Source organism: Brevundimonas sp. LjRoot202 (genome assembly GCF_964253355.1).
In the GTDB taxonomy this organism is placed as follows: domain Bacteria; phylum Pseudomonadota; class Alphaproteobacteria; order Caulobacterales; family Caulobacteraceae; genus Brevundimonas.
The window spans coordinates 70,354-92,448 of record NZ_CAXUQW020000003.1 but is presented as its reverse complement, the minus strand read 5'-3'; the positions used below and the strand labels follow the sequence as shown (position 1 = coordinate 92,448).

The following is a 22,095-nucleotide window of genomic DNA, read 5'->3' as shown; positions in this document are numbered from 1 at the left end:
CTACGGCCGTCCGGCCTCGATGAAGGCCTGGACGGTCGGCCAATGCGGCGGCACGACGCGGACCCGGTCGCAGGCGATCTCCTTCAGATAGTGGGGCATCGTCTCCGGCCGCAGCGGCTCCCATGCGGCGTCCACTTCCGGATACTGGCCGATCTCGCTTCCGTCCGGCCCCAGTTCGACGACGCCGGCGGTGCGCCACTGGCGGGCCGCGCAGCGGAACTGATAGGTCTCGACCGAATGGCTCAGGTCGCCGGTTTCGCCGGCCCGAGGCACCGTGGCGACCCGGATCGAGGTGATATCGCCCTCGGTCAGTATGCCGTCGACGTCGGCCATGAAGGCGTTGTTCACGCTGCGGGAATAGACCTGCCAGGTCTCCGCCGCAGCCGGTCCGGCGAACGCGAGCGCGGCGACGCCCGTGAGTACCGCGATTTTCATCGTGACCTCCCCAGATCAACATCGACATGATGCGCCGCGCGGCGCGCTTGGCAAGAGCCGTGCGCCTTCGGGGATGATCCGGATCAGGAGAATGGCGCACCCGAGAGGATTCGAACCTCTGACCCCTGCCTTCGGAGGGCAGTACTCTATCCAGCTGAGCTACGGGTGCGTCTGACGGCGAAACGCCGGACGAAGGGCCTTACAGCAGGACCGGCCCGCCCTCAATCCCGAATGCGCAACCGGCTTGGCGAGCGGTCTCCCAACGCCGGAGTCTGATCGGTGGAGGTGGAATCGCTTGGCGATTCCGCTGATGCCGTGAATCAGGCTCCAGCACGATGCTGGAGCGAATATCTGGATTCAGCTGCCATCGCCTCTGAATCGATTTCGCTCTAGCGTGCGGCCGTTCACCGATGGAGGTCCCGAATGCGCGCGATTGTGATCAGCCTGCTGTGCCTGCTTGGCGCCTGCGCCACGGTCCCCACCGCGACGCCTGACGCGTCCGGGGACAGCCTCGATCTCATCGCCCGCGACTACGTCGCCCTGATCCTCGAGATCGGCGAGCGCGAGGAGGGCTATGTCGACGCCTACTATGGCCCGCCGGAATGGGCCGCCGCGGCCGAGGCCGATCCCCGCACCGTGCCGCAGCTGATCCAGGGCGCGGCGTCGCTCACGGAGCGGCTCGAGGCCGTCTCAACCGCCGGCGCCGGCCCGGCCGTCGCGCAGCGCAAGGCCTATCTTCTGGCCCACGTCTCGTCGGCCGCGGCGCGGCTGCGCATGCTGTCGGGCGAGAAGATGAGCTTCGCCGACGAGGCCGAGGCGCTGTTCGGGGTCCGCCCCGAGCTGCGCCCGCTGTCGTCCTACGACCCCGTGCTGGCCGAGATCGACGCCCTGCTGCCGGGGTCCGGCACGCTGGCCGAGCGCGTCACCGCCTTCAAATCGCACTACGTCATTCCGAAAGACCGGCTGCAGGTCGTCATGGACGCCGCCATCGCCGAATGCCGCCGCCGCACGGTCCAGCATATCGCCCTGCCGGCCAATGAGAATTTCACCCTCGCCTTCGTCGGCGACAAGCCGTGGTCCGGGTACAATTATTACCAGGGCGACGCCCGGTCGAAGATCGAGATCAACGCCGACTTCCCGATCTACACCGAGCGCGCCATCGACCTGGGCTGCCACGAAGGCTACCCGGGCCATCACGTTTACAACGCCCTGCTGGAGAAGACCTTCGTCGACGAGCGCGGCTGGGTCGAGATGAGCGTCTATCCGCTGTTCAGCCCCATGTCGTTCGTGGCCGAGGGCAGCGCCAACTACGGCATCGACCTGGCCTTCCCGGGCGACGAGGGCCTTGCGTTCGAGCGCGAGGTGCTGTTCCCGCTGGCCGGGCTCGATCCCTCGACGGCGGAGAAGAAGGCCCAGCTGGCGGCCCTGACCCGCCAACTGGCCCGCGCCGAATACACCATCGCCGACGACTATCTCGCGGGCCGGATCGACCGCGACGCGGCCATCGAGCAGCTGATGAAATACAGCCTCGCCGACCGCGCCAAGGCGACCCAGCGGCTGCGCTTCATCGACACCTACCGCAGCTACATCATCAACTACGGCCTCGGCCGCGATGTGGTGCAGGCCTGGGTCGAGCGGCAAGGGCCGGACCACTGGCAGGGCATGGAGACGCTGCTCAGCAGCCAGATCCTGCCGGTGGACCTGGTGGAGTAGGGACTAGTCCCTCCGCCTCACTGCGCGAGCATGCCGCCGTCGATCTTGAATTCGGCGCCGGTGACGAACTTCGACTCGTCCGAGACGAGGTAGAGGACGCAGTACGCCACGTCGTCCGGTTCGCCGATGCGCTTCAGCGGGATGCCGCGGGCCAGCTTCTGGTGCGCCGTCGCCTCGTCGCCGCCGGCCATGGCCACGAACGGGTCGAGGATCGGGGTCTTGATGAACACCGGATGCACCGAGTTGCAGCGCACGTTCCAGCCCGCCTTCGCGGCCTCCAGGGCGATGGTCTTGGTGTACATCCACACCGCCGCCTTGGTGGCGTTGTAGGCCCCCATGCCCGGGGCGGCGGCCAGCCCCGCCACCGAGCTGATGTTGACGATCGAGGCCGCGCCGGAGGCGCGCAGGTGCGGCATGGCGTGTTTGCAGCCGAGCATGATCGACTCGACGTTGACCGCCTGCACCCGGCGCCAGTTCTCCAGCGTGTCCTGCTCGACCCAGGTCAGTTCGCCCCCGATGCCGGCGTTGTTGATCAGGATCGACAGTCCGCCCATGGCCGAGACCGCCTGATCGACCACCGAGACCCACTGCGCCTCGTCAGTGACGTCGTGGGCGAAGGCGAAGGCCGTCCCGGGGTGATCGGCGTTGATGGCCTCGGCCAGCGCCCGCGCGCCGTCGAGGTTCATGTCGGTGACGGCGACCCGGGCGCCCTCGCGGGCCAGCATCCACGCCATGGCCTGGCCCAGGCCGCCGGCGGCGCCGGTGATCAGGGCCGCCTTGCCGGCGACGCGGCCGCTCACGCTTTCGCGCCCATGGCGGCGGCGGCCTCGTCGATGAACCGGGCCAGGTCGAGGTCGCGCTCGGTGACGCCGCCCGCGTCGTGGGTCGTGAGCACGACCTCGACCCGGTTGTAGACGTTGAACCACTCCGGGTGATGATCGACCTTGTCGGCCCTCAGGGCCACCCGGGTCATGAAGCCGAAGGCGGCGTTGAAGTCGGCGAAGACCAGCTTGCGTTCGATGGCGGGCCGGTCGCCGGGATGGGCGCGCCACAACGGAAGGGTCTTGAGAACCTGTTCCACGTCCAGCCGCTCGACCATGTCCCGCTTCCTCCGTCGCGAGCCGCCGGTACGCGGCGACCTGTGACTGCCGTATCGCGCACGCCGGTCGCCGACAAGGCGTCGGCGCGCCCCGGAACGCTCTCCCAAGCGTGGCGTTACGGAACCATTCCCCTTCAATGCGGAGCCTGGACATGGATAATCTGTGGATTGCCGCGCTCGACCCCGCAGACCGCCTGCGGCTCGAGCCGCACCTGCACGAGAGACCCTTCGCCCAGGGCCAGATGCTGTACGACGCCGGCGAAGCCGTCGAGGAGGTCTGGTTCCCGATGAGCGGCGTGGTGTCGCTGATGACCCTCCTCGACGACAACCGGATGGTCGAAACCGCCGCCATCGGCCGGGAGGGACTGGTCGGAGTCACCTGCGGCCCGCTGAACGCGCGCGCCGCGAGCCGCGCCATCGCCCAGGTCGACGGCGTCTCGGCCTGCTGCCCGGCCGCCGTCTTCGCCGACGCGCTCGGCCGCAGCGAGAGCATGCGGACAGCCCTGGCGAAATTCACCGAAAGCCTGTTCGCCCAGGTCCAGCAGGCGGCGGCCTGCAACGCCCAGCACCGGCTGGACGAGCGGCTGGCGCGCTGGCTGCTGACCATCCACGACCGCGCCGACGCCGACCGCTTCGCCCTGACCCAGCTGGACATCGCCGGCATGCTGGGCGTGCGGCGGGCCACCGTGTCCGAGGTCGGTTCGGCGCTGGAGGAGAAGGGTCTGATCCGGCGGGGACGCGGCTGGGTCGAGGTGCTGGACCGCAAGGCGCTGGAGAAGGCGTCCTGCGGCTGTTACGCCCAGATGCGCGGGGTCATGCAGGACCTCGGGGTGCCGCGGCCCAACGGGTCCACCCACTGACCGGCCGTGCGGACCCTGCGGCCAAGGGGACGGATGACGGCGCGACAGGGACGCGCTAGACCGCCGACATGACCGACGCGGCTCCCGGCGCCTCTTCAGGCAAGACCTCCTCCTTCGGCTTTCGCGACGTCGACGCGAAGGAGAAGGTGCGGCTGGTCCGCGGCGTGTTCGACAGCGTGGCGTCGAACTATGACCTGATGAACGACCTGATGAGCGTCGGCGTGCACCGGCTGTGGAAGGACGCGGCCGCGGCGAAGCTCAACCCCCGGCCGGGCGAGACCATCCTCGACGTGGCCGGCGGCACCGGCGACATGGCCCGGCGCTATGCGAAGATGGCGCGGTCGGCCCAACAGCGGCGCGGCGGAGACGACGCCTCGGTGATCGTGCTCGACTATAACGCCGAAATGATCCTGGCCGGCGTCCACAAGGGCGGCGAGCCGGAGATGTCGTGGTCCGTCGGCGACGCCATGGCCCTGCCGCTGCCCGACGCCTCGGTCGACGCCTATTCGATCAGCTTCGGCATCCGCAACGTGGCCGACATTCCGCAGGCGCTGGCCGAGGCGCGCCGGGTGCTGAAGCCGGGCGGCCGCTTCCTGTGCCTCGAGTTCTCCCGCCCGACCGCCGCGGCGATCCGCGCGGCCTATGACGCCTGGTCGTTCCACGCCATTCCGCGCATCGGCGGCTGGGTGGCCGGCGACCGCGACAGCTACCAGTACCTCGTCGAGAGCATCCGCCGCTTCCCCGACCAGCAGACCTTCAAGGCCATGATCGAGGCGGCGGGGTTCGGCCGGGTGACGGTCGCCAACCTGTCCGGCGGCGTGGCCGCCATCCACCATGGGTGGGCGATCTGACCCGCCGCATCGATCCCGCCACCCCGCCGCCGCCGCCGGCCACGGTGCCGGTGCGCCATCCGGTCGAGGCGGCGTTCCGCCTGCTCGGCTGGGGCTGGGTGCTGGTTCGTCATGATGCGCTCGTCCCCCGCGAGATCACGCCGCTGCTGCCCGTCTGGGTGCGCTGGATCGCCCACCTGCTGCACGCCTTCGCCGGACGCGAGGGCCGTCAGGGCCGTCCGGGCCAGCGGCTGGGCCGGGCCTTCGAGCATCTCGGCCCCGTGGCCATCAAGCTGGGGCAGGTGCTGGCCACCCGCGCCGACATCTTCGGCGTCGAGTTCGCCCGCGACCTCGGCCGGCTCAAGGACGCGCTGGAGCCCTTCCCGCTGGATCAGGCCCGGCGCGAGGTCGAGCGGTCGCTGGGGCGGCCGGTGGAATCCCTGTTCACCGACTTCGGCCCGCCGGTCGCCGCCGCCTCGCTGGCCCAGGCCCATCCGGCCTGGCTGGCCGACGGGCGCAAGGTGGCGGTCAAGGTGCTGCGCCCGGGCGTCGAGCGGCGGGTGGCCCAGGGGCTGGATTCCATGCGGCTGGCGGCCCGGCTGGCCGTGCGTTTCGTGGCCCCGGCCCGGCGGCTGGAGCCGTCGGCCTTCGTCGAGACTATCGCCCGCGCCCTCCAGCTGGAGCTGGACATGCGGCTCGAGGCGGCGGCGGCGTCCGAGCTGAAGGACATCATGGACAAGGCGCGGGACAGCGGCGCCTGCCACATGACCGCGCCCGCCGTGGTCTGGGACGGGGTCGGCAAGCGGGTTCTGACGCTCGAGTGGGCCGCCGGCCTGCCGATGACCGACCCGGCCGCCGCCGACCAGCCGGGTCTGGACCGCAACGGGCTGGCCGACCACGTGGTGCAGGCCTTCCTGACCCAGGCGCTGGACTACGGGACGTTTCACGCCGACCTGCACGAGGGCAATCTGTTCTGCCACGCCCCGGCCGAGCTGACCGCCATCGACTTCGGAATCGTCGGGCGGCTAGGCCCGTCGGAGCGGCGCTATCTGGCCGAGATCCTCTGGGGCTTCCTGAGCCGCGACTACGAGCGCATCAGCCGGGTGCATTTCGAGGCCGGCTACGTCCCGCCCGGGCATTCGGTCGAGGCCTTCGCCCAGGCCCTGCGGGCGGTGGGCGAGCCGGTCATCGGCAAGCAGGCGTCGCAGGTGTCGATGGGCCGGCTGCTGGGGCAGCTGTTCGAGATCACCGCCCTGTTCGACATGCACCTGCGGCCCGAGCTGATCCTGCTGCAGAAGACCATGGTCTCGGTCGAGGGCGTGGCGAGGCGGCTCAATCCGGACCACGACCTGTGGGCCGCCTCGCATTCGGTGGTCGAGCGCTGGATCCGCCGCGAGCTGGGCCCGCAGGCCCAGGTCCGTGACGCGCTGGAGGAATTGCGCGCCACGCTGAAGGCCCTTTCGCGGCTGGCGCAGAACCCCCCGGAGGCCCGGACCGTTGTGGTCCAGCAGGCGCGGACGCCGGCGTGGATGGTCGTGACCGCAGTCCTGGCGGTCTGCGCCTCGACGGCCGCCCTTGTTCTGTCGCTTTGGCCCGCCATCGTCTGACTTCAGTCCGGAGACGACCCCATGAAGCCGCTTCTGCTCGCCGCCGCCGTCCTTCTGCTCGCGCCCGTCACGTTCGCGTCGGGGGCCCACGCCCAGGTCGCCGCAGGGGCCCTGCCCAACACCTTCGACGGTCCCGCCGCCCGCGCCCGGGCCGCCACAGCGGCGCCTGCGCCCACGCCGGCGCCCGCCGCGCCCCTGGCGTCCGAGCCGGCCAATGCGGCGTCCGAGGACATTCTGCGGACCCTCATCGCCTCCGCCCAGGCCGGGACCATGGACTACGCGCTGATGACCGACGACCTCGCCGGCAAGGTCCGCGAGCAGGAGGCGGCCGTCCTGCCGGTGATCGAGAGCTTCGGCGCCCTGGTCGCGCTCGACTTCGTGGGCAGCCGGGACCGTAACGATCTGTTCTCGGCCACCTTCGCCAATGCGGCGACCGAATGGGTGATCGGCGTCAACGACGACGGCAAGGTCGCCGCCCTGCTGTTCCGCCCGGCCGAATAGGCCTCAGTCGGACAGGCCGGGCTTGCCGCGGCCGCTCTTGATGGTCGAGCGCCGGGTCTTGCCCTCGAGCCGGCGTTCCTTCGAGGCCCGGGTCGGGCGCGTCGGGACGCGATAGACCGGGGCCACCGAGGCCTTGTCGACCAGCCCCTGCAGCCGCTCGATCGCGTCGGCCCGGTTGCGCTCCTGGGTGCGGAAGCGCACGGCGGCGATGACGATGACCCCGTCCAGCGTCAGCCGGCTGCCGGCCAGCTTCATCAGCCGCGCCTTGACCGGGTCCGTCAGCGAGGGCGAGTTGCGCACGTCGAAGCGCATCTGCACGGCCGTCGCCACCTTGTTGACGTTCTGGCCGCCGGGCCCGCCGGCGCGGAAGAAGCGGAACTCCAGTTCATTGTCCGGGATGGTGGTCATCGGGGCGCCCGCCGGGCCATGACGACGGCCCGGTCCAGCGCCTGCAGGAAGGCCGACCGGTCCTTCGGCCCGAACGGGGGCGGGCCGCCGGTGATCGCGCCCGTCGAACGCAGATGCTCGCCGACCATCCGCCCCGCCAGGGCCGAGCCGATCGAGTCCGGCGTGAACGGCTGGCCGTTCGACTTCAAGGCCTGCGCCCCCGCCTTCAGGCAGCGGTCGGCCAGCGGGATGTCGGAGGTGATGACGATGTCGCCCGGCCCGGCCCGTTCGGCGATCCAGTCGTCGGCGATGTCCGGCCCCGCGTCGACGACGATCTGTTCGATCCACGGGTCCCGCCGGGTGTTGATCCAGCCGTTCGAGACCACGAACACCTTCAGTCCGTAGCGTTCCGCCACGCGATAGACCTCGTCCTTCACCGGGCAGGCGTCGGCGTCGATGAAGATGCGGGGCGCGGTCATGGGCCGATTAGCTGGCCGTTCCGGGTCCCGTTGTCAAAGACGCTCCGCTACGCCGCCTTCTTGCGCGCCGCCGGCTTCTTCGCCGCCGTCTTTTTCGCGGCCGCCTTCTTCGCCGGCGCCGTCTTGCCGCCGCCGCTCGCCGATCCCTTCAGGCTGGCCCGCAGCGCCGCCATCAGGTCCACGACATTGGTGTCGTCGGGCTCGGGCGCCTCGACCAGACCCTTGCCGCCCTTCTGCTTGGCCTTGATCATCTCCTTCAGGGCTTCGTCATAACGGTCCCTGAACTCGCCCGGATCGAACTCGGCCTCCTTCTGGGCGATGATGCGGGTGGCGATGTCGACCATGTCCTTGTCGGCCTTCACCGTCGGGATGTCGTCGAAATAGTCGGCGGCGTCGCGCACCTCCTCGTGCGGCCGCAGGGTATAGGCGACCAGCCCCTTGCCCCGCACTTCCAGGGCGATCTGGCGCTCGCGGTTGCGCAGCACCAGGCAGCCGATGGCGATCTTGCCCGCCGCCTTCATCGAATCCCGGATCACCGCGAAGGCCTCGGCCCCGACGCCCTTCTCGGGCACCACATAGAAGGGGTCGTCCCAATACAGCCGGTCGATATCGTCCTCATCGACGAACTGGCCGATGTCGATGGTCCGCGTCGACTCCAGCTTGACCTTCTCGAAGTCGGCGTCGTCGAACAGGACGTATTCGTCCTTCGACACCTCATAGCCCTTGACCAGGTCCGAGCGCTCGACCGGGCCGGAGTCGGGGTCGGTCGGCACCATTCGGATGCGGTTGTTGGTCTCGGGATTGATCAGGTGGAAGCTGACGTGGCTCGCCGACGACGTCGCCGTGTAAAGCGCCACCGGGCACGTCACCAGCGACAGCTTCAGATGCCCCTGCCAGGTCGGTCTCGCGGCCATAATCGTCTCCTCATCGCGCAATTCGCGACTCGAACGCGGCGGGCGGGGGATTCGTTCAGGACGCCTGTTCGTGCAGGGTCGCGGCGAGGGCCTCGGACAGGCTCTCGATGCCATAGGGCTTGGGCAGCAGGCGGAAGGCCTCGCCGGTCGCGGCCGAGGCCGCCTCGCTGAAGCCGGTGGTCAGCAGCACCGGCGTGTCCGGCATCCGCCGCCGCACCTCCTGCGCCAGCCCCAGGCCGTCCATCTGGCCCGGCATGACCATGTCGGAAAACACCAGGTCGAACTGCGAATCCTTGTCCAGCGTGGCCAGGGCTTCCGCCGCGCTGGCCACCCGGACATGGCGGTAGCCGAGGTCGTCCAGCATGTGTCCGACCCCCGTGGCGACCGCGTCGTCGTCTTCGACCAGCAGCAGGCGTCCGCTGAATTTGCGCGGGCCCGGACCGTCGCCGGCGCGAACCGGCCGCGGCGGCTCCGTCTCCGTCGCGGGCTTTTCGGTGCGCGGCAGGCACAGGGTGAACGTCGTCCCCTCGCCCTCGCGGGAATCGACGCTGACGTCGCCGCCCGACGAGCGCACGAAGCCGTAGACCTGCGACAGGCCCAGGCCGGTGCCTCGTCCGACCTCCTTGGTCGTGAAGAAGGGTTCGAACACCCGTGAGGCCACCGCCGCCGGCATGCCGACGCCGGTGTCCGCGACCTTGAGGCAGACCCGGTCCCCGACCTCGCCCTCGCCCGGCGCATTGGCGCCGGAGACGGTCAGGCGTCCCCCCCGGGGCATGGCGTCCCGCGCGTTGACGGCCAGGTTGAGCAGCGCCAGCTCCAGTTCGCCCCGGTCGGCCTCGATCCGCCACAGGTCGGCCGGCAGATCCAGCACCACCTCGATGTCCTCCCGCAGCGACCGTTCCAGCAGGAAGCGTAGGCCCTCGATGTGGCGTCTCAGGTCCAGCACTTCGGCCCGCAACGGCGAGCGGCGGGCGAAGGCCAGCAGCTGCCGGGTCAGGGCCGCGCCCCGCTCGACCGCCTGTTTGACTCCGGCGCTCAGCGTCCGGCGCCGCTCCGGGTCGCCGGTGCGGTCCAGCAGTTCGATGCCGCTCGAGGCCACCATCAGCAGATTGTTGAAGTCGTGGGCGATGCCGCCGGTCAGCCGCCCGATCGCCTCCATCTTCTGGCTCTGCCGCAGGGCCTCCTCGGCCTTCTCCCGTTCGATCATCTGCTGCTGCAGCAGGCTGTTGGCGCGCACCAGGTCGGCCGCCCGGTCGGCGAGCTGCCGGTTGGCCCGCCTCAGCGCCCCCTGGGCCACGGCCAGCACGAAGACGACCAGCGCCGCGAGACCCAGCACCAGCAGCAGGCCGGCATAACGGCTGAAGCGTTGCGCGGCCGGGGTTTCCATCAGCCGCAGATGGACGGCGCCCAGCTTCTGGCCCGCTTGCTGCACCGGGCGCACGACGTAGAGCCGGCCGTCCCCGAACGCGGTCGAGCGGTCGCTGGCCGGCAGGGTCGAGGGCGCGGTTTCGCCGTCCCGGCCGAAGCTGGCCACCATGCGGTTTTCCTCGTCGTAGACCGCCGCGGCCAGCACGCTCGGATTGACCTGAACCGCGTCGACGTAGTCCTGCGCCGCCTCCCGGTCGTCGAAGGCCAGGGCCCCGCTCACCGCCGAGGCCAGCAGGTCGGCCTGGGCGCCCGCCTCCCGCGCCGTCTGAATCTTCAGCGACTGTTCGTTGACCACCGCGATGGCCACCCCGGCGATAAGCAGCACCAGCAACGACGCCAGCGCGACGAGCGGGAACCGGCTGTAGCGGAGGCGGGTCCAGAGCATGTCCTCAGCCTCCCCGCACGCTAAGGGCCAGGTTCAACAGGCGCGAACTGATCGACAGGCCGCTTCGCGACGCCGCCTGCAGGTCGATATGAAACCGAACCCGTTCGTCCGTGATGACGAAATGGATCATCCCCCGTTCGCTCGAGACGGCCGCGTCGGTGACCAGCAGGATGGGGCGGGGGGCCGCCGGAACCATGCGGCCGCCGCCCTTCCCCACATACAGGATGTGGCAGCCCGCGACCTCGTCCGGCCCGCCGGGCCGCCGCACGGCCAGCGGCCGGCCATGCGCCGTCTGCGCCCGCGCGGCCCGGTCCAGGGCCCCGGCGAACGGATCGCGGCCGACGACGCAGATCACCACCGGCGACTGGCCGGTGGCGAAGCTCCGACGCGGCCATTCCACGAAGGCGGCGAACCGCACCAGATAGTTGGCCTTGACGGAGTATTCGAGGCGGGCCTGGGGAGGCCCGGACATGGCGAGGACCGGAAGCGGGGCGCTCCACAGCAGGGCGATCACCACCCCCAATGAGCCACGCCCCAGGGCCATGTCAGAACCTCGCCTGCAGCGCGGCGAAGACACTTCGGCCGAACGCCCGTCCGCGGACGGCGTCGCCCGTCTCGACGCGCCGGTCCTCGATCAGGTTTCGGCCGGTCAGCGACAGCTCCAGCGCGTCGGTCAGCCGCCAGCCCAGCCGCACGTCCGCCTCGACATAGCCGTCGACCAGCCTCAGGTCGTCCACGGCGCGCAGCCGCACGTCCAGCTCCACGGCCTCGGTCAGGTCGTGCTGCGAGCGCAGCAGGATCTGGTGATCCGGGTCGTCGCCGATCGAGATCAGCCCGCTGATGTCGTCCAGCGTCGGGGTCGCGTCATAGTCCTTGGTCAGGGTGCTGGCGCCGGCGCTGAGCCGCCAGGTCGGCGTCACGTCATAGCTGCCCCAGGCCTCGACACCCCAGGTCTGCGCCTCGCCATGGTTGGTCAAGGTCAGCGGAAGGAAGGTGACCGGCGTGGTCGAGACCGTCCTCAGGTCGTCGTAGACGTTGTAGAAGGCGTTGATCGAGAACGACATCCGGGGCCGCGGCATGGCCCGGTAGCCCAGTTCGTAGGCCGTCACCGTCTCGGATCGGAAATCCCCACCGACGAGGAAGCCCGGAAAGGTCAGGTCGCGCTCGATACGGTTCGGGGTGCGGCTGGCCCGGCTGATCGCGCCCCAGACCAGGTCGCCGCCTGGTCTCTGCCACGCCAGCCTGACATTGGGCAGGAATTCCTGGCCGGAGAAGCTGTTGTTCTCGAACTTTGCTCCCAGAGTCAGCGTCAGGCCGCGGCCCAGCGCGATCTGGTCCTGCGCGAAGACATTGGTCAGCGTCAGCGTCCGCTCGGCCGGATCGAGGAAGGCGATGCTCCCCGGGGCCAGGAACCGGGACTGCACCTCGCGGTGTCCGGCGCCCAGCACGAAATGGTGGGGACCCATCGCGAAGGCGTGTTGCACCGACAGATCCCAGGTGTCCGTTTCCTCGAGCGAGCCCGGCTCCTCCCGCTCGTAGCGATCGAAATAGGCCTGGACCTGCAATTCGCCGCCGGCCAGTGGCCGATTCCAGCGGCCCAGCACATTGGCTCCCCGCACGGTGGTGTCGACGCCCAGCAGGTCCTCGTTGATCGCCACTTCGTTGTCGAAGGCGTCGCCCTGCAGGGTCAGCCGGTTCTCGCCGACCAGCCAGTCCGCCCGCGCCCCCGCCCGCACGCCCTCGGCGTCGTCATTGGCTTCCTCGCCGGTCCTGGCGTGGCTCTCGCCCCTTCGGTGGCCGGTCAACCAGGCCCGCCACGCCCCCGCCTCGCCGAGATCGCCGCCGTGGCGAAGGGCGACGGTCGCATCATCGTCGCCGACGCCCGCGCTGAGCAGCGTCCCCTGGGTTTCGAGCGTCGACCGGGTGACGATGTTGATCACCCCGTTCATGGCGTTGGAGCCGAACAGCGCCCCGCCCGGACCGCTGATCACCTCGATCCGCTCGACGTCCTGCAGCATCACGTCGTGGGCGTCCCAGAGCACGCCCGAGTGCAGGGTCGAATAGATGCTCCGCCCGTCGATCAGCACCAGCAGCTTGTTGGAGGTCTCGAAGCCGTTGAAGCCGCGCGCGGTGATGGCGTAGTCGACGGCGTTGACCCGCTGCACGTTGAGATTGGGAGCCAGCCTCAGCGCCTCGGGCAGGCTGGACACGCCCGAACGGCGGATGTCCTCGGCGCTGATCACATAGATCGCCGCCGCCGCCTCGGCCAAGGCCTCGGGCCGGCGCGACACGGACGTCACCTCGACCATCGACAGTTCTTCCAGCGACAGTCGCGTCAGGTCCTGGTCGTCCAACCCGACCCGGATAAGCTGCTGCGGGCTCGAGGGCGCGGCCGGAGCCCCCTCCGCCTGAGCCACGGCCGGGATGACGAGAAGAACGGCCGCAGCGGCTCCCCGCCGGAGATGACGCATCTTCGATGACCCCCCTCGCGATCCTGCGATCGGACACAACGTCCGGGTCGTCAATCAGTTGCCCGACATTGTCGGCCGGGTTTCCTTACAATTGCCAAACCCCGAGGGTCGTCCAGCCCGCTCGCCCTATTGCGCCGGACGCACCTCCACCGGCAGGCCGAGCGCCTCCAGCTGGGGCTGAACCACCGAGGCGTCGCCGACCACGATCCAGACGAAACGCGACGGGTCGATCGCGGCGCGCGCGGCGGCGTCGAGTTCGGCCGCCGTCAACGCCCGCGTCCGGCTCGCGAGGGTCTCGTAGTAGTCGTCGGGGCGCTGGTAGAGGGCGTTGCTGCGCAGGGCGCTGAGCAGTTGGCCCGACGTCTCGAAGCTGCCCGCCAGCGACCGGGTGTTGCCGTTGATGGTGCGCTCCAGCTCGGCCGGCGTGACGCCGTTGGCCCCGAGGAAGCCGTTGTATTGCTCCAGCAAGGCGGCGATCGACTCGCCGGTGCGGTTGGCCTGCACCGGGGCCGAAATCAGGTACGGGACCTGGTGTTCGAGCGCGTTGACCGTGCCGCGCACCCCGTAGGACCAGCCCTTGGTCTCGCGCAGGTCGGCGTTGATCCGGGACAGGAAGTCCGTGCCCAGGACGGAGTTGGCCGTGTTCAGGGTCAGCAGGTCGTCCGTGCCGGACATCGGCAGCACCGCCCCGCCGTAGATCAGCGACTGCGGCGACTGCGGCCGGTCGATCAGGACGATGCGGCTGGGGGTGGTCGGAACGGCGTCGCCGAACGTCTTCACCCCCTTGGCGGACGCCGGGGCGCGCCAATCGCCGAACGCGGCCTCCAGCTGTGGCGTGATCTCGGAGAGCGGCAGGTCGGAGACCACGAAGATGGTGGCGTTGTCCGGCCGGATCCAGGCGGCGTGCTCGGCCGCCAGGTCGGCCCGGGTCAGGGCGGCGATGCTGGCCTCGTCGCCGGTGCCGGTGAACGGACGCCCGTAGGGGCTGCCCTCGCCGTACAGCAACGGCGGCAGGGCGCGAATGGCCAGGGCGTTGGGCGAGGTCCGCTCGTTGGCGATCGAGGACAGGCGCTGCTGGCGCAGCCGCTCGACCTCGTTCGGCGCGAAGGCCGGGTTGCGCACCACGTCCGACAGCAGAACCAGCGACGGCTGCAGATTGGTGGTCACCGCCGTCAGGCTGGCGGCCGACCGGTCCATCGAGGCCCCGGTGTTGATCGAGGCGCCGAGACGCTCCTCCTCCTCGGCCAGCTGGGTCGAGTTGCGCGTCGTGGTGCCGTCGTCCAGCAGGTCCAGCATCAGGCTGTGGGCGCCGAGACGGTCGGCGCGGTCGGCGGCGTAGCCGGCGTCGAACTCGACCGCCACGTGGGTCACCGGCACGGTGGTGCTGCGGGCGTAGACGATCTCCACGCCGTTCGACAGGCGCGCGCGCTCGACGGCCGGGAAGTTCAGGTCGGACACGTCGCCGATCGCCGGCATGGGCATGCGCTCGACCCGTTCGATCGCCGCGGCCTCGACCGGGGCGGCGCCCGACGGCGCGGCGGCGGCCTCGACATAGGCTTCACGCTCGCCGGGCTGGATGGTCAGGCTGTAGGCGGGCCGCGTCAGCCACTTCTGCAGCGCGGCCTGCACCTGGGCCGGCGTGACCGAGGCATAGGCTTCAAGCTGGTGTTTGTAGTGGTCGGGGTCGCCCGCGTAGAGCTGGCCCTCGGCCAGCACCGAGGCCTTGCCGTTGACCTGCTCCAGCCGCTGGATGGTGCGCGAGGCGTAGGTCGTGGCGACGCGTTCGACCTCGTCCTCGGTCGGACCGTTGGCGATCAGGTCGGCGAGGATGGCGTCCAGCCGGGACTCCACGGCCGCCGGATCCTGCCCGGGCTTCACATTGACGGTGATGTCGAAGATGCCGACGCGGTGGAAGTCGGACAGGGAGCTGCTCACCGAGACGGCGCTCTGGTCCTCGCGCACCAGTTCGTTGTCCAGCCGCGAGCTGGCCAGCCCGCCCAGCACCGAGGCGCCCACGGCCAGCGGCACGGCGTCCTCGTCCAGCAGGCCGGGCACGGCCCAGCTGCGGGTCAGGCGGACATTGGCGACGCGGTCGCTCATCACGGCGTTGACCGGCGCGGCGAGGGTCGGGATCGGTGCGTCGGCGGGGGTGTTCACCGGCCCGCGCGGAATGGCCCCGAAATAGCGCTCGGTCAGGGTCCGGGCGGTCGCCTCGTCGATATCGCCCGACAGCACCAGCACGGCGTTGTTCGGTCCATAGTTCTCGCGGAACCAGTTGCGCACCGTCTCGAGGCTGGCGGCGTCCAGGTCGGCCATCGAGCCGATGGTCGAGTGGCGGTAGGGATGGCCCTCGGGGAACAGCGCCTCCAGCTGGGCGTATTCGAACAGGCCATAGGGCTGGTTGTCGCCCTGGCGCTTCTCGTTCTGGACCACGCCGCGCTGCAGATCGAGCACCTCCTGCCCGACCTCGCCGAGCAGATAGCCCATGCGGTCGCTCTCCAGGAACAGCGCCTGCTCCAGCGCCGGCGTCGGCACGGTCTCGAAATAGTTGGTGCGATCGAACCAGGTCGTACCGTTCAGATTGGTCGGTCCGAGGTTGCGCATCCGCCCCAGATAGCTGCCCGGCGCGTTCTCCGAGCCGCCGAACATCAGGTGCTCGAACAGGTGGGCGAAGCCGGTCGAGCCGGCCGGCTCGTCCTTGGAGCCGACGTTGTACCAGACCGACACCGCCACCACCGGCGCCTTGTGGTCCTCGTGCACCAGCACCGTCAGGCCGTTGTCGAGCGTGAAGCGCGACCACGGAATGTCGACCCGCGCCACCAGATCCGAAACCGGCGCGGCCTGCAGCGGCGCGGCCTGGACGGCGGACGCCGCGGCGGGCGTCTCGTAGGGCGCATGGGCCCAGACGGGCGCGGCGGGCGCGATGACGGCGAGAATGGCGGCGAGCGAGACGAGACGCATGTGGATTTCCCCCAAAAGGACGGTCAGCGTATGCGTAACCCAAGCCGCAGGCCGTTCCCACCCCTCACACCACCCGCACGCCCGTCTCCTCTCCGTCGCCAGGGATGGAGAGGGGGGCCGCGACCCGAAGGGCGGCGCGTGGCAGTCAAGCGGTGGAGGGGCCGCCTGCGCCCCCGATCAGTCTCGGCCTCCCGTCCCCTCCAGCATCCCGAGCACCGCTCCGAACAGCGCCTGCGCCGCCCGGTCCCCCAGCGCCTCGAAGTCCACCCCGGCGGTCATCCGCTCCAGCCGCCGCACCACATCGCCGCAGTCCGCCCGCGCCCCGGGCGCTTCCTCGATCACCCATTCGGCGATGGCGGCGATGCTCTGCAGCGCCTCCTGGTCGGTCATCTGGCTGTCTTCCAGCCCCGCCACGGCCGCGATCTCCCCGATCTCGCGCAGGGCCCGGCGGCAGGTCTGGGGATCGCGTGAGCTCATGGCCGCCGAACGCCCGGCGCGGGCCCCGGTTCACCACGCCCCGCCGAACCGCTTCCGGACGCGACGGCCTCGCCCGATCATTGCGGCGATGAAGCGCGTCAGGCCGCCGCGAAACTGCGCGACAGCTTGCGCGCCAGTTCCGCCTGCACGAAGGGCTTGTGAACGATCTGGTGGTCTCCGACCTTCATCAGGGCCTCGGCGTCCGCATAGCCGGTCGCGAACAGGATCGGCACCCGCGGCTGCCGCGCCCTCAGCTCCCGCGCCAAGTCGGCGCCGTTCATGCCGGGCATGGCGAAATCCAGCACCACCGCGCTGATCTGATGCCGCTCGATCAGGTCCAGCGCCGCGCCGCCGCTCCCGGCCTCTATGACGTTGTAACCCAGATCGACCAGCAGGCCGGCGGTGACCTCGCGAACCGCATCGTCGTCATCGACGACCAGCACCATCAGGTGATCGCCGGGGGCCATCGGCGCAGCCCCCGCCTCGGCGACCTGGCCGACCGGCGCCTCGTTCGCCCGCGGCAGGAACACCTTGATGGTGGTGCCTCGACCGACATCCGTCTCGAGACCGAGTCCCCCGCCCGACTGTTTCGCCAGACCGAACACCTGGCTGAGTCCGAGACCCGACCCCTTGCCGACCTCCTTGGTGGTGAAGAAGGGCTCGAAGGCCCGCGCCCGCACTTCATCGGTCATGCCTGAGCCGGTGTCGCCCACCGACACCATCACATACTCTCCCGGCGGCGGCGCCTCGGGGGCGTCGGGTTCGCCCAGCACGACGTTGGCCGTGCTGATGGTAAGCGACCCGCCGACCTCCATCGCGTCCCGGGCGTTGATGGCGAGGTTCAGGATCACGAGTTCGATCTGCGTCGGGTCGATCATGGCCGGCCACAGGTCGTCAGCCAGCCGCGGCGCGGCGATCTGCACGCTGCCGCCGATCGTGCTCTGCAACAGGTCCCGCATGCTCAGCACCGTGTCGTTCAGGTCGACGGGACGCGGCTCCAGCTTCTGTTGCCGGGAGAAGGCCAGCATCTGCGCGGTCAGCCGCGCGCCCCGGTGCGAGGCCTCGCTCATCATCGCCAGCCGCCGCTTCAGGACCGGGTCGTCGGCGTGCTTCCGCATCTGTTCGACGTTGCCGAGGATCACCGTCAGCAGGTTGTTGAAGTCGTGGGCGACGCCCGAGGTCAGCTGGCCGACGGCCTCCAGCCGTTGCGCCTGCCGCAGGGCGGATTCCACCTTCTCCCGCTCGCCGATCTGCGAGGCCAGCTGCCGGTTGGCGGCTTCCAGCTCGGCGGTGCGCTCGGCGACGCGGCGCTCCAGCATCGCCTCCGCGCGCCGGATCTCCTCGATCCGCTCCCGGGCCTCATACTGCCGCCTGCGTCCACGCAGCGCCGTGCGGACGGCGCTGACCAGGGTGGTGGGATGGAACGGCCGCTCCAGAAAGCTGACGTTGCCCAGCGTCACCGACAGCCGCTGCGCCACCGGATTCCGTTCGACGCTGCCGCCGCGCTGGGTGAGCATGACGAACGGAAAATCGGACCAGGACGGCTGCGCCTCTATCCACGCCGACAGGCCCGTGAGATCGCAGTCGCGCAGCGCCTCCTCGACGACCACCGCCAGGCCAGCGCCCTCCCCGAGCCGCTCGCGCAGCATGTCGAGCGTGTCGCAGACCAGCGCCGGGACCCCCGCCTCCTTCAGAATGGCGGCCGCGATGGCGGCGTCGCGCCCCGCCGGAGCCAACACCAGCGCGCGCTCCGAAAGATCGCCTCCGTAACTCATGCGGAGGCGTCGCCCATCAGGCCCGAGCCCTGCCCGACGAAGTTCGGCACGCCGCGCAACACGCCCTGGAAGCCCTTCAGCGGCTCGCCCATCGACAGGCCGGCCTGGCCGATCTCGAACTCGCGGATGGTCTTTTCATGCCCGCCCGCGCGCTTCTTGATCACCGAGACGGCCCGTCTCACATGCCCCAGCGCCTCGAAATAGCGCAGCAGGATCACCGTGTCGGCCAGATAGGTCACGTCCACCGGCGCCTTCATGTCCCCGACCAGCCCGTGCTGGGCCACGGTCAGGAAGGTCGAGGCGCCCTGCCGGTTCAGGTACTGCAGCAGTTCGTGGATGTGCAGCACCAGGAACTGCTCCTGCGGCATCGACGCCTGGTAGCCGTTCAGGCTGTCGATCACGACCGTCTTGATGTCCTTCTCCGAGACGCAGCGCCGAACCCTTGCGGCGAACTCGCCCGGCGACAGTTCGGCCGCGTCGACCTGTTCGATGATGAGCGACCCCGCCGAGCGCATCGCCTCCAGGTCGATGCCCAGCGCCCGCATGCGGTCGAACAGCAGTCCCAGCTCCTCGTCGAAGATGAACAGCGCGGCCTTCTCGCCCCGTTTCACCGCCGAAACCGCGAAATTCAGCGCGAACAGAGACTTGCCCGTGCCCGCCGGCCCGAGGATCAGGGCGCTGGAGCCCCGCTCCACGCCGCCGCCCAGCAGCTGGTCCAGTCCGGCCACGCCGCTCGACACCTGACTGCGGTCGAACGCCGTGCGGTGCTCCGAGGCCACGATGCGCGGATAGACCTCCAGCCCACCGGTCTTGATGGTGAAGTCGTGATAGCCGCCGCGGAAGCGCCGGCCGCGATATTTGATCACCCGCACCCGCCGCCGCTCGGCCCCGTATTCAGGGGCCAGCTCCTGCAGCTGGACGACCCCGTGCGCCACGCTGTGCACGGTCTTGTCGTTGACGTCGGTGGTCAGGTCGTCGAGCAGCAGCACCGTGGCCCCGCGCTTGGCGAAATAGTGCTTCAGCGCCAGCACCTGCCGCCGGTACCTCAGCGACCCCTGGGCCAGCAGTCGGATCTCCGACAGGCTGTCGACGACCACCCGCTTCGGCCCCACCCGCTCCACCGCGTCGAAGATCATTCGCGTCGTCTCGCCGAGCTCCAGGTCCGACGAGTACAGCAGGCTCTGCTGCTGCTGCTCGTCCAGCAGGCTCTCGGGCGGGACCAGTTCGAAGATGTCGATCCCCTCCAGCGACCATTCGTGCGACCGCGCCGTGCCGCGCAGCTCCTCCTCGGTCTCGGACAGGGTGATGTACAGGCAGCGTTCGCCGCGCTCCGCCCCTTCCAGCAGGAAGCGCATCGCCGCCGTGGTCTTGCCTGTGCCGGGCGCCCCTTCCAGCAGATAAAGCCGGTCCCGCTCCAGTCCCCCCGCGAGGATGTCGTCCAGTCCGGAAATCCCGAACGCCGCGTCATCTCGGCCCCTGATTTCACCGTTCGCCATGCGTCCTCTCATGTACAGCTGAGCCGTAACGCCCGGATATCCAGAAGGTTACACGGCGCCAAGCCGCCTCATTTCCTGACAGCGCCTCCCGGGTTCACCCCCCCAACGACCCTTGGGGACGCGAATGGGGAGCGGGATCACGACCTGAAGGGCGGCGCGTGGCAGTCAAGGGGTGGAGGGGCTGTCACTCCCGCACCGCCCCATGCCACTCTCCCCCGGCATGCCCTCCACCGTCGCCCGCATCCTCAAGGTCAACCACGGCGGCGAGCACGGCGCGTCGCGCATCTACGCCGCCCAGATCGCCGCCGCCCGCCTGCGCTGCCCCGAGCTCGTGCCCGAGCTCGCCGACCTGCTGGCCCACGAGCGCCGCCACGAACAGATATTCCTCGCCTTGATGCCCGCCCGCGCCGCCCGCCCCTGCCGGCTGATGCCCCTCTGGGCCGTCGGCGGCTTCGCGCTCGGCCTGTTCACCGGTCTCCTCGGCCGCACCGGCGTCTTCCTCTGCACCGAGGCCGTCGAGCGCACCGTCCACCGCCACCTCGACCACCAGCTGGCCTGGCTCGCCGCCGACCCCGCCCGCGCCGACCCCGAGCTCAGCGCCGCCATCGCCGCCATCCAGACCGAGGAGGAAGGCCACCTGACCTGGGCGGCCGACCGCCGGCCCCCGCAGACGGCGACCACGCGCGCCCTCTACGCCTCGGTCGCCGCCACGGTCGAGGCGCTGATCTGGCTGTCGACGCAGGGGGAGAGCGGAAGGCTGGAGCGGGAGATGGGGACGGGGGTTGCATCAACCTTGAAAGCTTGAACAAATCAAACTTTGGGGGCAATGCGCCGTGCGAGATGCGCTCGACGTCCCTCAGGGGCCGGGTCCGATTTCGACGAAGCGTACTCCGACTAGCGGATTGCCGAGCGATGACTGAATTTTGGGAATCTACGCTGGCAGATACGGTCCGGAACTCCGAGAGACTGACGGACAATCCCACAAGATCGAAGGACGTAGCTGCGTGGCTAGGCCTCTATTCGGAGGCTGCACCAACGTCGTCGAACCAAGGTACGGCTAAACTGCCGTTTCAGCGATGGTTTCATTTTAAGGAAGCCTTCTCCCCGAAGTTCGTCGCCGACACGCTCAGTTCACTACCCTATACCGTTAAAAAGTGCCTCGACCCCTTCGGAGGGAGCGGCACAACGGCCATGACTTGCCGTATGCTCGGCATTTCATCGACCTCGGTGGAGGTCAATCCGTTCCTCGCCGATCTCATTGAAGCCAAGTTGAGCCCCGTGTCGCCAGCGCGGTTTTGCGCGGCTTATGAGCGCCTGATCACTGGGCTGGAGGTCACGGCCGCCGACACGCTGCCAATCACAGGCATGCCCCCGACGCTAGTGGCTCCTGGACTGAAGGATCGTTACGTCTTCCCGGTAGATGTCTATTCCACCGCGCGGGCCATCCTGAGATCGTCGGAGGCCTTGGAGCCTGACCAAGCACGTTTGCTCAGGATACTTCTAGGTTCGGTTCTGGTGCCGAACAGCAATGTCGTCATCAATGGCAAGGGACGCCGGTATCGTGGCGCTTGGCAGTCGAAAGAAAAATCGCGCGCCGATCTCATCGCAAGTCTTGATGGTGCGGTAGACGTCGCCGCTACCGACCTGACGAGATTCTCCGACCTGCCGGGGGGGCAGCACAAGGTGCTTCGCGGCGACGCACGGACCGCTCTCGCAGAGGTGAATGACGCAGATGTTGTCATCTTCTCCCCGCCCTACCCCAACTCGTTCGATTACACCGACGTGTACAATCTGGAACTCTGGATGCTGGGTTACCTGAATTCCGCGCCGGACAATCGCGCTCTCCGCCAACGAACGCTCCGATCGCACGTTCAAATGAAGTGGCACACGACGCCACGATACGCCTCATCGGCTATGCTCGACGCTACGTTGGAAGCGCTGCGCTCAGCTAGGGCCGATCTCTGGAATCCCAATATCCCTGAGATGGTCGGCTTCTATTTCGATGACCTCTGCCGGGTATTCCAGCAAGTCGCTCGCATACTGGAGTCGGGGCGTCACGTGATCGTAGCTATCGGCGACAGCCAGTACGCTGGCGTGCACATCGACGTGGCATCGATTCTCACTGAGAGTTTGGTAGGCTTGGGCTTCCAACTCACCGAACGCGGCGCCATCAGATCCATGCGAAACAGCTCCCAGCACGGAGGTGCTTTTAAACTGTCCGAGCATTGCCTCGTGTTTGAGCGCACCTAGACTTCGCTGTCCCTCCGGAGATCACCT

At 69.4% G+C, this 22,095-nt stretch carries 20 protein-coding genes and 1 tRNA gene; 7 read left to right on the top strand and 14 right to left on the bottom strand.

The genetic code is table 11. The features are described from left to right. Together ACSQ1L_RS08330 and ACSQ1L_RS08325 are read right to left on the bottom strand one after the other, a co-directional pair. Entirely contained in the window at positions 1 to 435 is a 435-nt protein-coding gene (locus ACSQ1L_RS08330) for a surface-adhesin E family protein (protein WP_435993857.1), read from the bottom strand. Between the two features lie 92 nt (positions 436 to 527). Next, positions 528 to 604, bottom strand: a tRNA-Arg gene (locus tag ACSQ1L_RS08325). A 254-nt stretch (positions 605 to 858) separates the two neighbouring features. On the opposite strand from ACSQ1L_RS08325, the gene ACSQ1L_RS08320 reads away from it, so the two are divergent. Further along, positions 859 to 2,148, top strand: coding sequence for a hypothetical protein (locus tag ACSQ1L_RS08320; protein WP_435993855.1), 1,290 nt, complete (start codon positions 859 to 861; stop codon positions 2,146 to 2,148). A 17-nt stretch (positions 2,149 to 2,165) separates the two neighbouring features. On the opposite strand, the gene ACSQ1L_RS08315 is transcribed toward ACSQ1L_RS08320, so the two are convergent. Both ACSQ1L_RS08315 and ACSQ1L_RS08310 read right to left on the bottom strand, forming a co-directional pair. After that, positions 2,166 to 2,948, bottom strand: a complete 783-nt coding sequence (locus tag ACSQ1L_RS08315) for an SDR family oxidoreductase (RefSeq protein ID WP_435993853.1) — start codon at positions 2,946 to 2,948, stop codon at positions 2,166 to 2,168. Then, positions 2,945 to 3,247: a 4a-hydroxytetrahydrobiopterin dehydratase gene (locus ACSQ1L_RS08310; protein ID WP_435993851.1), complete on the bottom strand. Its 303-nt coding sequence runs from the start codon at positions 3,245 to 3,247 to the stop codon at positions 2,945 to 2,947. Before ACSQ1L_RS08310 ends, ACSQ1L_RS08315 begins: the two co-directional genes overlap by 4 nt. A 152-nt stretch (positions 3,248 to 3,399) precedes the next feature. Between ACSQ1L_RS08310 and ACSQ1L_RS08305 the strand changes: the two genes are divergently transcribed. The 4 genes from ACSQ1L_RS08305 (at position 3,400) to ACSQ1L_RS08290 (ending at position 7,045) form a co-directional block, all read left to right on the top strand. Next, positions 3,400 to 4,107, top strand: a complete 708-nt coding sequence (locus ACSQ1L_RS08305) for a Crp/Fnr family transcriptional regulator (RefSeq protein WP_435993849.1) — start codon at positions 3,400 to 3,402, stop codon at positions 4,105 to 4,107. Positions 4,108 to 4,175: 68 nt separating this feature from the next. Continuing rightward, the gene (locus tag ACSQ1L_RS08300) at positions 4,176 to 4,958 is read left to right on the top strand and encodes a class I SAM-dependent methyltransferase (RefSeq protein WP_435993847.1); all 783 of its coding nucleotides are present in this window, start codon (positions 4,176 to 4,178) and stop codon (positions 4,956 to 4,958) included. Then, positions 4,946 to 6,544: a 2-polyprenylphenol 6-hydroxylase gene (gene ubiB / locus ACSQ1L_RS08295; protein WP_435993845.1), complete on the top strand. Its 1,599-nt coding sequence runs from the start codon at positions 4,946 to 4,948 to the stop codon at positions 6,542 to 6,544. The genes ACSQ1L_RS08300 and ubiB overlap by 13 nt, the downstream gene beginning before the upstream one ends. A gap of 21 nt (positions 6,545 to 6,565) precedes the next feature. After that, a complete protein-coding gene (locus tag ACSQ1L_RS08290) occupies positions 6,566 to 7,045 on the top strand; it encodes a hypothetical protein (RefSeq protein WP_435993844.1) in 480 nt (159 codons plus the stop codon). Between the two features lie 3 nt (positions 7,046 to 7,048). On the opposite strand, the gene arfB is transcribed toward ACSQ1L_RS08290, so the two are convergent. From arfB to ACSQ1L_RS08240, 10 genes are all read right to left on the bottom strand, one after another. Beyond that, entirely contained in the window at positions 7,049 to 7,453 is a 405-nt protein-coding gene (gene arfB, locus ACSQ1L_RS08285) for an alternative ribosome rescue aminoacyl-tRNA hydrolase ArfB (protein ID WP_435993842.1), read from the bottom strand. Next, on the bottom strand, positions 7,450 to 7,911 hold the full coding sequence (locus ACSQ1L_RS08280) for a YaiI/YqxD family protein (RefSeq protein WP_435993840.1): 462 nt from the start codon (positions 7,909 to 7,911) through the stop codon (positions 7,450 to 7,452). Before ACSQ1L_RS08280 ends, arfB begins: the two co-directional genes overlap by 4 nt. 47 nt (positions 7,912 to 7,958) lie before the next feature. Then, entirely contained in the window at positions 7,959 to 8,825 is an 867-nt protein-coding gene (locus tag ACSQ1L_RS08275; RefSeq protein ID WP_435993838.1) for a Ku protein, read from the bottom strand. A 55-nt stretch (positions 8,826 to 8,880) separates the two neighbouring features. Beyond that, positions 8,881 to 10,638: an ATP-binding protein gene (locus ACSQ1L_RS08270; RefSeq protein ID WP_435993837.1), complete on the bottom strand. Its 1,758-nt coding sequence runs from the start codon at positions 10,636 to 10,638 to the stop codon at positions 8,881 to 8,883. A 4-nt stretch (positions 10,639 to 10,642) separates the two neighbouring features. Beyond that, entirely contained in the window at positions 10,643 to 11,182 is a 540-nt protein-coding gene (locus tag ACSQ1L_RS08265; RefSeq protein ID WP_435993835.1) for a YfiR family protein, read from the bottom strand. A gap of 1 nt (position 11,183) precedes the next feature. Further along, positions 11,184 to 13,109 (bottom strand): TonB-dependent receptor plug domain-containing protein, encoded by a 1,926-nt coding sequence (locus tag ACSQ1L_RS08260; RefSeq protein WP_435993833.1) that lies wholly within the window; start codon positions 13,107 to 13,109, stop codon positions 11,184 to 11,186. A 126-nt stretch (positions 13,110 to 13,235) separates the two neighbouring features. Next, entirely contained in the window at positions 13,236 to 16,070 is a 2,835-nt protein-coding gene (locus ACSQ1L_RS08255; RefSeq protein WP_435993831.1) for a M16 family metallopeptidase, read from the bottom strand. A 177-nt stretch (positions 16,071 to 16,247) separates the two neighbouring features. Then, complete coding sequence (locus ACSQ1L_RS08250; RefSeq protein ID WP_435993829.1) at positions 16,248 to 16,547, bottom strand: hypothetical protein; 300 nt, start codon at positions 16,545 to 16,547, stop codon at positions 16,248 to 16,250. Between the two features lie 98 nt (positions 16,548 to 16,645). After that, positions 16,646 to 18,322, bottom strand: a complete 1,677-nt coding sequence (locus tag ACSQ1L_RS08245; protein WP_435993827.1) for a response regulator — start codon at positions 18,320 to 18,322, stop codon at positions 16,646 to 16,648. Continuing rightward, positions 18,319 to 19,818 (bottom strand): ATPase domain-containing protein, encoded by a 1,500-nt coding sequence (locus tag ACSQ1L_RS08240; RefSeq protein ID WP_435993825.1) that lies wholly within the window; start codon positions 19,816 to 19,818, stop codon positions 18,319 to 18,321. The genes ACSQ1L_RS08245 and ACSQ1L_RS08240 overlap by 4 nt, the downstream gene beginning before the upstream one ends. Positions 19,819 to 20,020: 202 nt before the next feature. Here ACSQ1L_RS08240 and ACSQ1L_RS08235 point away from each other — a divergent pair, with 202 nt between their 5' ends. Next, positions 20,021 to 20,623 carry a demethoxyubiquinone hydroxylase family protein gene (locus tag ACSQ1L_RS08235; RefSeq protein WP_435993823.1) on the top strand — a complete coding sequence of 201 codons (603 nt, stop codon included), beginning with the start codon at positions 20,021 to 20,023 and terminating at the stop codon, positions 20,621 to 20,623. Positions 20,624 to 21,021: 398 nt separating this feature from the next. After that, complete coding sequence (locus ACSQ1L_RS08230) at positions 21,022 to 22,068, top strand: hypothetical protein (RefSeq protein WP_435993821.1); 1,047 nt, start codon at positions 21,022 to 21,024, stop codon at positions 22,066 to 22,068. The last annotated feature ends 27 nt before the right edge of the window (positions 22,069 to 22,095 follow it).